Below are 12,719 nucleotides of genomic sequence, written 5' to 3'. Positions count from 1 at the left end.
ATCCTACCAGCGATGTAGACTTGCGGCATGGAAACGGAGGGGCATGATGGAGCCGATACTGGAACTTGAAAGCGCGCGCTTGCTGATGCGTCAGTGGCAGGACGAGGATTTGCCGGCATTTGCCGCGATGTGCGCCGATCCTCAGGTGATGCGCTACTTCCCGACACCATTGAGCCGACTGGAAAGCGCTTCGATGATTGGTCGCGTGCGCGGGCATTTCGCCGAGCACGGTTTCGGCTTGTGGGCGCTGGAGCGCAAGGACAGTGGCGAATTTATTGGTTTCACCGGGCTCGGCGTGGTTGGTTTCGATGCACCGTTCACGCCTGCGGTGGAAATCGGCTGGCGCCTGGCCAAGGAACATTGGGGCCTGGGTTACGCCAGCGAAGCAGCGTGGACCGCTCTGCGTTGCGGCTTTGATCGGTTGGCATTGAAGGAAATCGTTTCCTTCACCGCGCAATCCAATTTGCCCTCAGAGAAAGTCATGCAGGCGATCGGCATGCATCACGCCCCGGAAGATGATTTTGATCACCCCAAGCTTGCCGTCGATCATCCGCTAAGACGGCATGTGCTGTACCGCATTACTCGGGAACAATGGCTGCAAACCTTGCATGGATAAGCCGACACGGACGTTTACAATGGCCGCCATATCATTGGCCCGCGCCAGAATCTGAATCGGCCGCCGCAGCCAAGACTGCGCGGCATAGTGCTTTGTGTGAGGAGAGTCTGAATGAGCCAAGTGTTGGAAGATCTGGTCGACTTGCTGACCCTGGAACCGATCGAAGAAAACCTGTTCCGTGGCCGTAGCCAGGATCTGGGTTTCCGTCAGTTGTTCGGTGGCCAGGTGCTCGGCCAGTCGCTGTCGGCGGCCAGTCAGACCGTTGAAGAGGCGCGCCATGTACATTCTATGCACGGCTACTTCCTGCGTCCGGGCGATGCCAAGTTGCCAGTGGTCTACTCGGTTGATCGCGTGCGCGATGGCGGCAGTTTCAGCACTCGCCGCGTCACGGCGATCCAGAAGGGACATCCGATCTTCACCTGCAGCGCTTCGTTTCAATACGACGAGGCAGGCTTCGAGCACCAGAGTCAGATGCCGGTGGTGGTCGGCCCGGAAAATCTGCCGTCGGAGCTGGAATTGACCCAGCAACGCGCGCACCTGATTCCGGAACACATGCGTGAAAAACTGCTGTGCCCGAAACCGATCGAAGTACGCCCGGTCACCGAAAAGGACCCGTACAACCCGCAGCCGGCCGATCCGGTCAAATATGTGTGGTTCCGTGCCGACGGCGCATTGGCCGACATCCCGGCACTGCACAAATACTTGTTGGCGTACGCCTCGGACTTCGGTTTGTTGACCACCTCAATGCTGCCCCACGGCAAATCGGTCTGGCAGAAAGACATGCAGGTCGCCAGCCTTGATCACGCGCTGTGGTTCCACAACGATCTGCGCGCCGATGACTGGTTGCTCTACGCGATGGACAGTCCGTGGGCCGGCAATTCCCGTGGATTCTCTCGTGGCAGCGTGTACAACCGCGCCGGGCAACTGGTCGCTTCGGTGACGCAGGAAGGCCTGATCCGCCATCGCAAGGACTGGGCATGAGTCTGAAAGAGGTCAAGCACTGGGTGTTCGATATGGACGGCACGTTGACCGTCGCCGTGCATGATTTTGCGGCGATTCGCGTGGCGCTGGCGATTCCGCCGGAGGACGACATCCTCACTCATCTCGCCGCGTTGCCGGCGGATGAAGCGGCGGCGAAACACGCCTGGCTGCTGGAACATGAAAGGGATCTGGCACTGGGTTCGACCCCGGCCACCGGAGCGGTGGAGTTGGTGCGTGATCTGCACGCTCGCGGTTATCGCCTCGGCATCCTCACCCGCAACGCGCGGGAACTGGCGCATGTGACGCTGCAAGCGATTGGCCTCGCCGACTGCTTTGCGGTGGACGATGTGTTGGGCCGCGATGAAGCGCCGCCGAAGCCGCATCCGGGTGGTTTGCTGAAACTGGCAAACGCCTGGGACGTGCCGGCCAGCGCGATGGTGATGGTCGGTGATTACCGCTTTGATCTGGATTGCGGACGAGCGGCGGGGGCGCGCACGGTGTTGGTGAATTTGCCGGATAACCCGTGGCCCGAGTTGGCCGATTGGCATGCGAAGGATTGTGTCGAGTTGCGGCGGATGCTGCTGGCCTGAAATCTTTGCTGCCTGAGCTGGCCTCTTCGCGAGCAAGCTCGCTCCCACAGGGAAATGTATTCCAAATGTGGGAGCGAGCTTGCTCGCGAAGAGGGCATAAAATCCGCCAAACAGTTTACTGATCGAACAACGCCTTCTGCCCCTCCGGCGAGGTCAGCATTCCATCGCCGTTATGCCCGACCCCGGGCACTTCAACCAATCGTTGATTCACCCCTTCCGGATGCCGACGCAGCAAATAGCCGAAGTACAACTTCCCACGCTCCAGGCGATACGCACCTTGCGCCTCGGCTTCACAGCGCTTGTCCAACGCTGGATGCTTGGGATCGACGTCCTGCTGTCCAAGCAGATAAATCACCTCGCGTTTGATGTAACTGCTCTCAAGCTGCAACGGCGTTTGCCCACCGGCGTACACCGGCATGTCTGACAGACCGTACTTCCAGCGATTGAAACCCGCGCATTTGGCGTGATCGAACGCTACCGGCCGTTGTTCATTGAAGTAGGCATAAGATGACGGGTTGGCCACCACGTAGCGCAAGCGAATGCCGTTGGCCTTCAACGCAGGCTGATCCTTGGCCAGCAGGGCATAGCGCTGCACCACCTGGCCACCGCCGGAATGACCGAAGATCACGATCTGCTTCACGTCGGGAAACTGTTTGCGGTCGCTGATCCGTCCAACGATCTCATCGAGCGCGGCATAGGAGCTCAAAGGATTCGGCCCTGTGGATAAGCCGCCGCCCATCCACTCGTTGCCTTGCCAGCGCAGCAACGTGGCGGGGAGCGAGTACAGCGCGACATCGCTTTCATTGAGGAACTGCGGCGCGATTACCAGCGTGTGGGCACTTTGTCCCGCCAGCTCGGCGGCGCTCTCGGCGCTTTTGCGATAGGTTTCCGAGTTGCGCAACCGGCCATGAATGACGATCAGCACCCGTTCGATCTTCTCCGGCGCAGGACCAATGCCGACCGCCATTTCCCCGGCCTTGAGTTGCAAACGACCGGGGCTGATCGCATCGACACCGGCGGCTTGCGCAGTGCTGCCAACGATCAGTAACGCCAAAAGCCATTTATGCATTTACAGGTTTTTCGCCGCGAAGGTGTCGCACTGGCCGACCTGGCCCTGCGCGAATCCGGTTTTGAACCAGCGCACCCTTTGCGCCGACGTACCGTGGGTAAACGAGTCCGGCACCACACGGCCCTGACCCTGTTGTTGCAGGCGATCATCACCGATGGCGTTGGCCGCATTCAAGGCCTCTTCGATATCGCCCGGTTCCAGCCAGTTCAAACGCTTCTGCGCACTGTAGGCCCAGACGCCGGCGAGGCAGTCGGCCTGCAATTCCTGACGCACCAGCAAACCGCCGTCGCCTTCCATCTGCCGACCTTGCTGGCGAGCTGTCTGAATTTTCGCCGAGACGCCGAGAAGCGTCTGCACATGGTGTCCGACTTCATGCGCGATCACGTAGGCCTGGGCGAAGTCGCCGGCCGCTTTGAAGCGTTGCGACATTTCCTGGAAGAACGCCATGTCCAGGTAGACCTTCTGGTCCGCCGGGCAATAGAACGGGCCAGTGGCCGAGGTCGCCAGACCGCAGGCGGAATTGACCCGATTGCTGAACAGCACCAGGGTCGGATCTTTATATTGGCGCCCGGCCTGTTGGAAAATCGCGCCCCAGGTGTCTTCGGTGTCACCAAGGATCGAGCGGACGAATTCGGCCTGTTCATCATTGGCCGGCGGCGCTTGGCGGGTTTGCGAAGTAGATGCAGATTGTTGTGTGGATTGCCCGGCGAGCTGGCCGAGGATCTGCATTGGGTCCTGCCCGGTGATCCAGCCAATGCCGACGATCAGCAGAATCGCCCCCAGGCTCAGGCCTTTGCCGCCACCGAAGCGCATGCCGCCGCCACCGCCGGCATCATCACCACGGGCATCGACGACGTTGTCACTGCGTCGGCCTTTTTTCCATAGCATGTGGGAATCCTCTGTGTGTATCGGGTGGTGATGAGTGTTGCTGTTGTGTGAGTGTGGCGCCAGTCCGGTCGTCCGTCTATTGGCCACACGCAAACAGGCCCGGCCTCGTGCTGACGAGGTCGGGCCTGTTATTGACGGTCTGGCGCGCGGCAAATTCAATCCCGCGCAGGATTTCTATCGCTGGATTATCAATCAGCTATCAAACGCATCCCACTCGGGGGCGAAATCCGGGCTGACCTGACGCTCGCGTTTTGACAGGGCTGCGAGTAATGCGCGGTCTTCATCGTCGAGTTCGACTTGCAGCGATGCGAGGTTGGCCAGTTGATTGGCCCGGCTGCTGGCCTTGGGAATCGCCGCGACGTTGGGCTGATCCAGTAGCCATTTCAGTGCGACCTGAGTCGGCAGCACGCCGTGCTTTTCGGCGATCTGTTGAATCTGTGGGATGTCTGAGACCTTGTTGCGCGCCAGCGGGGTGTAGGCCGTCAGCGCCAGGTTGTGTTCGCGGGCGTAGTCGAGCAGGGCGTTTTGGCCGAGCAGGACGTGGTATTCGACCTGAATCGCTGACAGACCGATGCCGTATTCCTCGACAACTTTGCGCAGCAACGGCAGCGGAAAATTCGCCACGCCGATGTTGCGTGCCAGCCCCTGTTTTTTGAACGAAGCCAATGTCTCGAGGGTGCGTGGCAGGTCCCAGTCGGTGCTCGGCCAATGGATCATGAACAAGTCGACGTAGTCGCTGCGCAACGCGGTAAGGCTGCGGTCCATGGAGTGGCGCATCGCGTCGGGTTGCAACTGATCCCACCAGACTTTGGTGGTGACGTGAATCTGCTCGCGCGGTGTCGGGGTATTCGCCAGTGCTTGTCCGACGGCGTCCTCGTTGTTGTAGGCCGCTGCCGTGTCGATGTGTCGATAACCCAGTTCCAGTGCTTGCTCGACGGCGCGGGTGCATTCTTCGCCGAGCATCGGCCAGGTTCCGAGACCGAGTTTCGGCATGTTCAAACCTTGGGCGTTAACGATGTGCTGCATGGTCGATCTCCTGTTCGAAGGCAGTCATGCCGGCAATATGCCGGGCGGCGATGTAACCGAAAGTCAGCGCGGGGCCGATGTTGATACCGCCCGCCGGGTAGTGGCCGCCCATGATGCTGGCCATGTCGCCACCGGCTGCGTAGAGGCCGGTGATGGGCTGTTCGTGGACGTCCAGCACTTGCGCGTGCGGGTTGACCTTGAGCCCGGCGAATGTGCCGAAGCAGCCCGGCTGGACTTTCACGGCGTAGAACGGGCCAGTTTCTATTGGGGCAACGCAGGGGTTGGGCAGGTTCGCCGGATCACCCTGTTTGCGGTTGTAGGGTGTTGCGCCGCGACCGAACAACGGGTCTTCACCGTGACGGGCATGGCGGTTGTAATCGTCGAGGGTGTGGCGCAATCCGCTCGGATCGATGCCGCAGGCTCGGGCCAATTCTTCAACGCTGTTGCCGCTTTTCAGATAGCCGCTGCGGATAAAATCTGACACTGGCAGCGGAAATGGCCGCGATATGCCCAGTCCATAACGCCGTTGAAAGGCGCGCGTGCAGATCAGCCATGAGGCGACTTCTTCACCTTCCGGCGCAGCAGCGACCATGGCGCTGACGTAGTCGTAATAACCGTTGGCTTCGTTGACGAAACGCTGGCCGTTGCGCAGAACCCCGATGATCCCGGGTTTTCCGCGCTCAATGATGTGTGGGAAATGGCCGATGCTGCCGTCGGAATGTGGCACTTGCGACACCGGCGCCCACGCCACGGGCGAAGCCACATCGGCATTGACCCGCGCGCCGACGCTTTCGCCCAGGCGCAAACCATCGCCGTCGACGGCCAGCGGCGGCAGCGCCCAATGCTCGTGACCGGTCGGCGTGCGCGGGAACAGGGCTTTGCGCCGCTCGATGTCATTGGCAAAACCACCGGCGGCGAGCACTACGGCTTTGCGTGCATGAATGCGGATCGGGCCTTTGTCTGTGTTGACCACAGCGCCCGAGACGCGAGCGCCTTCACGCAGCAACGCTGTCACGGGTGCCGATTCCCAGAGCAACACGCCGATGTCTTCGGCGGATTTTGCCAATCGTGCAATCAACGCCACGCCATTGACCAATTGCATGGCCCGGCCATGGATCGCGAGATCTAGCAAATGTCGGGTAAAGCGCCGGGTGACATGCCATGCGGCTTTCAGTGAACGGGTCAGATTGAGGAACGCCGACAGATCGGCGCCGGCCATGATCGGCATGCCCATGAAGGACGTTTCGCGTATCGTTGTACGAAGGCGCTTGAGCAAGCGTCCGACCTTGCGTCCATCGTAAGGCGCGGCGATGACCGAGCGGCCACCAGTGCCAGCGCCCGGCGTGTCGCCATGAATGTCGGCAATGGCATTGCCATCGGCAAATTGCAGCACAGTGTGTTGCTCGAAAAAAGCGACCATGCGCGGTCCCGCTTCAAGGAAAGCGTCGATCATCGCCGGGTCGAAGTGCTCGCCCAGTTCATGGCGCAAATAGGTGCGCGGTTGTTCGATGTCTTCGATGATCCCGGCCCGACGCGCTAGTGGATTGCACGGCACCCACGCCCAGCCACCGGACCAGGCAGTGGCGCCACCGAAAACCGGATCTTTCTCGACAACGATGACTTTCAAACCATGCCACGCGGCAGTCACGGCGGCCGATAAACCGGCGGCACCGGAACCGACGACCAATACGTCGCAGTCGATATCAGGGTGTTCGGCAGACATCAAACAACGCTCCGGCAGTAAGTTTTTTTGGAATTTGATTCCAGAAAATAACCAGTGTCGCGACGACTCTACAAGCCTTGAGCCTATAAAATGGGCGGTTATCGAACAGCCGGTTCCAGATTTCGCTTTGCCGCCAATGTCTTCTAGAATCGGCAAAATTTCTTTGGACGTCTCCATGGCCGGCAGTCAAATCGAACGGGTTTTCAGCGTGCTGGAAAGCCTCACCAGTGATCCACGCGGGCTGCCGATGCAGACGCTCGCCGAGCAGCTGGATATCCCCAAGAGTGCAACACACCGCTTGCTCGCCGAGCTGATTCGGTTGGGCTACGTACGGCAGAATGCGGAAACGTTGCGCTATCACTTGTCGACCAAACTGGTCGCTATGGGCTTTCAATACCTGTCGAGCTGCGGTGCCGATATCGTCCAGCCGGTACTCGACCGACTGGCGCAGGAAACCGGCGAACTGGTGCGTCTGGGCGTGATCGATGGCGAGCGCCAGACCTGGATCGCCAAGGCACAAGGCGCGCGCACCGGTCTGCGTTACGACCCGGACATGGGCCGCGACGCGCCGCTGTTCTACACCGCGTCGGGGCATGCGTGGCTGGCGTGCATGAGCGACGCCGAGGCGTTGTCACTGGTCGAGCGGCAGGCGGCGGAGGTGCCGGTGGGGATCGGGCCGAATGCGCCGCGTTCAAATATCGAGTTGCTGGAACGGCTGCGTCTGGCTCGTGAGCAGGGTTATGCCTGTGTCGAAGAAAGTTCGGCAGTGGGGACTTCAGCGATTGCGGCGGTGGTGAGGCATCCAACGGATGGTCGGGTGATCGGTGTACTGAGTATTGCCGGTCCCAGTGCGCGGATGCCGGGGGCGCGGTTGCATGAGCTGGCACCGCTGTTGCTGACCTTCACCGAAGAATTATCAGCAGCAAGCCTGGCCTCAGAACTGTTTATCTAATCCGAGTTCACACAGACCCCCTGTAGGAGTGAGCCTGCTCGCGATAGCGGTATGTCAGCCAACGTTAACGGCGACTGACACTCCGCTATCGCGAGCAGGCTCACTCCTACAGGGGATTTTTGTTGTTCACGAAGTTGTGCGGTGTTCGCACGGTTTTAGGATGGATGGGTATTTGATTCTGGAACTCGGTTCTAAATTGTTGCTGGAGTGATATTCCAACAACAATCACAAAAGGACCGTACCTTGAATTCGCCCCTTCGAATCGCCCTGATCGGCGCCGGCAACATGGGCCAGCAACATTATCGGCATCTGCAAACCCTCAACGAAGCAACGCTGTGCGCGGTGGCGGATCCCGGGTCGCAAGCAGCAGGGCTTGCGGCGGAATGGGGTGTAAGGCATTTCGCTGATCATCGTCAGATGCTGGAGCAAATCCGGCCAGACGCGGTGATCGTCGCCAATCCGAATAATCAACACGTCAGCACGGCGCTCGATTGTCTGGCGGCGGGTGTGCCGGTGCTTCTGGAGAAGCCGGTCGGCGTGCACCTGGATGAAGTGCGCGAACTGGTTGCGGCGGTCAAAAGCAGCGGCGTGCCGGTGCTGGTCGGCCATCATCGGCGCCACAATCCGCTGATCGTTCGCGCTCATGAGCTGGTGCAGAGCGGGGCGCTTGGACGGCTGATCACGGTGACTGCACTGTTCCAGTTGCGCAAACCGGACAGTTATTTCGAGATCCCGTGGCGCCGTGAACCGGGCGCCGGGATGTTGCTGACCAACCTGATTCACGACCTCGATCTATTACGGCATCTGTGCGGTGAAGTACGCTCGGTGCAAGCGATCACCGACAACGCCGTGCGCGGTTTCGCCAACGAAGACAGTGCGGCGGTGTTGCTGCGATTCGAAGGCGGCACACTGGGCACATTGAGCGGTTCCGACGCGGTCGCCGCGCCGTGGAGTTGGGAGCTGGATTCCGGCGAGAACCCGGTGTATCCACGTCATGCGGATCAGCCGTGCTATCTGCTGGCCGGAACCGCAGGAGCGTTGAGCATTCCGCAGCTCAAGCGTTGGCACTATGCCGCTGAGCAGTTCGACGCCGGTTGGCATGAGCCCTTGTTGATGGTCGAAGAATCCTACGGCGGTGACGACGCTTTACGCTTGCAGTTACTGCATTTCGTACGCGTGGCGCGGCGTGAAGTCGAGCCGCTGGTGAGTGCGGCCGACGCTGCGCGCACTTTGGCGCTGATCGAAGCGATCCGCGAGGCCGCCGCCACCGGCCGTGCCTGCACCCCTGCACTGATTGAGGCTTGAACATGAGCGAACGAATCCTGTCTCTGGCCAGCCTCACTGTGCTGGAGTTGTCGCCACCGCAAATGGTCGAAGTGGCGGCACGTGCTGGTTACAGCCATGTCGGCCTGCGCCTGGAACCGGCGACGCCCGAGGAGCATCATTTCCCTTTGGTCGCCGATGCTGAATTGCGCCGTCAGACTTTGCAGCGGCTGCGCGACACCGGCATCCGCGTGCTCGACGTGGAAATCCTGCGTCTGAAGCCGCAAACCGACGTCGCCGATTTCGAGAAACTTCTTACGGTCGGTGCGGAATTTGGCGCTACCGAATTGCTGGTCGCCGGTAACGATCCTGACGAACAGCGGCTCACCGATAACTTTGCGGCGCTTTGCGATCTGGCCGCGCCTTACGGGCTGCACCCGCATCTGGAGTTCATGCCCTGGACTGATGCGCGCAACCTCGAACAAGCGCTGCGAATGGTCGAAAACGCTGATCGGGAAAACGCTGCGGTGCTGGTCGATGCGTTCCACTTTGATCGTTCGGCGTCACGCTTGGAGGATCTGGCTGAAGTGCCAGTGTCGCGTCTGCGTTATGCGCAATTATGTGATGTAGCGGGGCCGAGGCCGTCAGACATGGCCGAGATCTTGCGTCAGGCGCGCAACGAGCGGCGGTTTCCCGGCGAGGGTGATTGCGATCTGCTCGGGTTGCTGCGAGCGCTGCCGACTAATATTCCACTGAGTCTGGAAATTCCCACGGTAAAACTGCTGGAGCAGGGCGTGAGCGGATTGGAGCGAGCGCAGATGGCGATCGACAGGACGCGGGAATTGTTGGCGCGACTGTGAGTCTTTTTTGTGGCGAGGGAACTTGCTCCCAGTGGACTGCGTAGCCGTCCCCAATCGGCGACCGCCGCGCGATCCCCTTCGCCACCGTATTGTTGTTCAAACAGGGATAACCAATGACTGTCAGCACCCCGCTCTCCGGTGTCAACCAACCCTTCAAGGGGATCTTGCTGATTGTCGTGGCAACCTTCCTGTTCTCCAGTCACGACGCATTGTCGAAATACCTGTCCGGTTTTTATCCGATCGTGATGGTGGTCTGGGCGCGCTATCTGGTGCACACACTGCTGATGGCGGGGATTTTTCTGCCGCAATCCGGATTGCGTGTGCTGCGCACCAAGAAGCCGCTATGGCAATTGGTTCGGGCACTGTGCCTGCTCGGCACCAGCCTGTTCTTCACCACCGCGTTGTTGTACATCCCATTGGCGGAAGCCACGGCGGTGAACTTTCTTGCGCCGGTTTTGGTGACGGCGTTGTCGGTGCCGCTGCTCAAGGAACGGGTGACACGTGGTCAATGGATCGCGGTGATCTGCGGCTTTATCGGCGTGCTGATCATCGTCCATCCCGGCGGTGAGTTGTTCACTCCGGCGGTGTTGCTGCCGTTCTGCTCGGCGCTGTTTTTCTGCTTCTATCAACTGCTGACCCGCAAGCTCGCCGAGGTGGACAGCCCGACCACCAGCAACTTTTTCGCCGGGTTATGCAACACGCTGGTGATGAGTGCACTGGTGCCGTTCTTCTGGCAGGTGCCGACGTTGACCCATGCCGGGTTGATGCTGGCGCTGGGCAGTTGCGGGATGACCGCGCATTTGTTTCTGACCCAGGCGTTCCGCCATGCCGCTCCAGCACTACTGGCGCCGTTCGGTTATTGCCAGATTGTGTTTGCCGGGTTGTTGGGCTGGCTGCTGTTCAATCACACGCCGAGTCTGCTGACGATTATTGGCATCGCGGTGATCTGTTGCAGCGGACTGGCGGCAGCGTGGCAGCAGAGCCGCCGTTGAGCAGGTTACGCAAAACCTTGTAGGAGTGAGCCTGCTCGCGATGGCGGTGTGTCAGTCGATGAAGTTATTGACTGACACTAAGCCATCGCGAGCAGGCTCACTCCTACAGGTAGGGTTGTGTAGGCAGATTACTCGGTGATGGTCGGAATCTTGCGCGGTGCCATGAAATACATCCACGTCAGCGCAATGAAGTACATCGCCGGAATCAGGGTAAACAACACGGTGTAGTTGTTGTTGGTCACGGTGAGGATGTGGCCGACGATCTGGGTCATGAACATCCCGCCGATCGCTGCGCACATGCCGCCGAAACCGAATACGGTGCTCATCATGTGCTTGGGCGTGTAGTCCATCACCAGGCTCCAGATGTTTGCTGTCCACGCCTGGTGTGCGCCGATGGCCAGGGAAATCGCTGCCACTGCCACCCACAGGTTGGCTGAGCCGGCGGCCATGATCACGCCGATGATGCAGCAAGCAAACAGGAACATTGACAGCAGCCGCGCCTTGATCGAGTTCATCCCGCGACCGATCAGGAACGAAGACAGAATGCCGCCACCGACGCTGCCGAAGTCAGCCGTGACGTAAATGATGATCAGCGGAATACCCATTTGGGTGACGTTGATGCCCAGATTGTATTGCTGATTGAGGAACGGTGGCAGCCAGTACAGGTAGAACCAGAACACCGGCGCGGTCAGCGAGTAGGCGAGGGCGAAGGCCCAGGTGCCGCGCATCCGCAGGATTTTCGAGAACGGCACGCGGGCCTGTTCCGGTTCGACTTCCTGCTGGATGTAGTCCAGTTCGGACTGCTTAACGCTCGGGTGATCTTCCGGGTTGAAGTACTTCAAGCCCCAGAACAGCAACCAGATCCCGCCCAGCGCCGACATGCACAGGAACGCCGCTTGCCAGCCCCAGACGTGCAGCACCAGTGGCAGCAGCATCGGCGTGAACATCGCACCGACGTTGGTGCCGGCGTTGAAGATGCCGGTGGCAACCGCACGTTCGCCAGCCGGGAACCACAGGCGCGTGGTTTTCACGCAGGCCGGGTAGTTCGCCGCTTCAGTCAGGCCGAGGATAAACCGGCAGACCATGAAACCAACGGCTGACGTTGCCAGACCGTGGGCACCGGTGGCCAGACTCCAGAGCAGCACGGCGCAGAAGAACACGCGCTTGACGCCGACCCGGTCGATCAAGCGTCCTTGCAGGACGAAACCGATCGCGTAGCCGACCTGAAACCAGAAGTTGATGTTGGCGTAATCCATCGCCGTCCAGCTCATTTCCTTGGCGAGGATGGGCTGCATGACGCCGAGGGCGGCGCGGTCGATGTAGTTCAGGGTAGTGGCGAAAAACACCAGCGCCAGCATGCCCCAACGGGTCTTGCCGACAGCCATGGCGCCGCGGATCTTGTCGCCGATGCCACCCGTGGCAGTGCTCATGGCCGGAGCCATGCGGGAAGTCTGTGAAGGAATCATGTGTTCCACCCGTTTTTGGATTTGTTATTTGGTGTGCTTGTTACTTGCACGCTGCGACCGGTGGTTCAGATCCGGACTCAATGTGCAGTCGATGTTGGGCAGTGGACGAAAAATCGTCAATTCGCCAAACCGCCATTGTGTTCGATAATCGCACGCAAAACTAACCGGGTAGTACACTTTAAATTGCTGCCACGATCGATGCAGCCAATAATTTCCCCCACTATAAAAATCATCCTGTGTAGGAGCTGCCGAAGGCTGCGATCTTTTGATTTTGCTTTTCAGCAATAAAGATC

Annotated in this window: 12 protein-coding genes; 7 read left to right on the top strand and 5 right to left on the bottom strand. The window is 59.9% G+C overall.

What is annotated here, in order from left to right:
• The first annotated feature begins 46 nt into the window (after positions 1-46).
• The 3 genes from HU754_RS26110 (at position 47) to HU754_RS26100 (ending at position 2,187) form a co-directional block, all read left to right on the top strand.
• On the top strand, positions 47-616 hold the full coding sequence (locus HU754_RS26110; protein WP_095048748.1) for a GNAT family N-acetyltransferase: 570 nt from the start codon (positions 47-49) through the stop codon (positions 614-616).
• Positions 617-727: 111 nt separating this feature from the next.
• On the top strand, positions 728-1,597 hold the full coding sequence (gene tesB / locus HU754_RS26105; RefSeq protein WP_003228466.1) for an acyl-CoA thioesterase II: 870 nt from the start codon (positions 728-730) through the stop codon (positions 1,595-1,597).
• Positions 1,594-2,187 carry an HAD family hydrolase gene (locus tag HU754_RS26100; protein WP_186624004.1) on the top strand — a complete coding sequence of 198 codons (594 nt, stop codon included), beginning with the start codon at positions 1,594-1,596 and terminating at the stop codon, positions 2,185-2,187. The genes tesB and HU754_RS26100 overlap by 4 nt, the downstream gene beginning before the upstream one ends.
• A gap of 115 nt (positions 2,188-2,302) precedes the next feature.
• On the opposite strand, the gene HU754_RS26095 is transcribed toward HU754_RS26100, so the two are convergent.
• The 4 genes from HU754_RS26095 to HU754_RS26080 all read right to left on the bottom strand — a co-directional run bounded on the left by HU754_RS26095 (position 2,303) and on the right by HU754_RS26080 (position 6,893).
• On the bottom strand, positions 2,303-3,256 hold the full coding sequence (locus HU754_RS26095) for an alpha/beta fold hydrolase (protein WP_116255888.1): 954 nt from the start codon (positions 3,254-3,256) through the stop codon (positions 2,303-2,305).
• Entirely contained in the window at positions 3,257-4,144 is an 888-nt protein-coding gene (ypfJ, locus tag HU754_RS26090) for a KPN_02809 family neutral zinc metallopeptidase (RefSeq protein ID WP_093434690.1), read from the bottom strand.
• 192 nt (positions 4,145-4,336) lie between these two features.
• Positions 4,337-5,170 carry an aldo/keto reductase gene (locus HU754_RS26085; RefSeq protein ID WP_186624002.1) on the bottom strand — a complete coding sequence of 278 codons (834 nt, stop codon included), beginning with the start codon at positions 5,168-5,170 and terminating at the stop codon, positions 4,337-4,339.
• On the bottom strand, positions 5,154-6,893 hold the full coding sequence (locus HU754_RS26080) for an FAD-dependent oxidoreductase (RefSeq protein ID WP_186624001.1): 1,740 nt from the start codon (positions 6,891-6,893) through the stop codon (positions 5,154-5,156). Before HU754_RS26080 ends, HU754_RS26085 begins: the two co-directional genes overlap by 17 nt.
• Positions 6,894-7,068: 175 nt before the next feature.
• Here HU754_RS26080 and HU754_RS26075 point away from each other — a divergent pair, with 175 nt between their 5' ends.
• The 4 genes from HU754_RS26075 to HU754_RS26060 all read left to right on the top strand — a co-directional run bounded on the left by HU754_RS26075 (position 7,069) and on the right by HU754_RS26060 (position 10,960).
• Positions 7,069-7,845: an IclR family transcriptional regulator gene (locus HU754_RS26075; RefSeq protein ID WP_093434699.1), complete on the top strand. Its 777-nt coding sequence runs from the start codon at positions 7,069-7,071 to the stop codon at positions 7,843-7,845.
• Positions 7,846-8,088: 243 nt separating this feature from the next.
• A complete protein-coding gene (locus tag HU754_RS26070) occupies positions 8,089-9,150 on the top strand; it encodes a Gfo/Idh/MocA family protein (RefSeq protein WP_186623999.1) in 1,062 nt (353 codons plus the stop codon).
• A gap of 2 nt (positions 9,151-9,152) precedes the next feature.
• Entirely contained in the window at positions 9,153-9,968 is an 816-nt protein-coding gene (locus HU754_RS26065) for a sugar phosphate isomerase/epimerase family protein (RefSeq protein ID WP_186623997.1), read from the top strand.
• 113 nt (positions 9,969-10,081) lie between these two features.
• Complete coding sequence (locus HU754_RS26060; protein WP_034153813.1) at positions 10,082-10,960, top strand: DMT family transporter; 879 nt, start codon at positions 10,082-10,084, stop codon at positions 10,958-10,960.
• Positions 10,961-11,088: 128 nt separating this feature from the next.
• Here the strand turns inward: HU754_RS26060 and HU754_RS26055 are convergent, their stop codons facing one another.
• Positions 11,089-12,426, bottom strand: coding sequence for an MFS transporter (locus HU754_RS26055; protein ID WP_116255881.1), 1,338 nt, complete (start codon positions 12,424-12,426; stop codon positions 11,089-11,091).
• Positions 12,427-12,719 lie beyond the last annotated feature (293 nt).

Source organism: Pseudomonas zeae (genome assembly GCF_014268485.2).
In the GTDB taxonomy this organism is placed as follows: Bacteria; Pseudomonadota; Gammaproteobacteria; order Pseudomonadales; family Pseudomonadaceae; genus Aquipseudomonas; species Aquipseudomonas neuropathica.
This window is presented reverse-complemented; position numbering and strand designations above follow the sequence as displayed.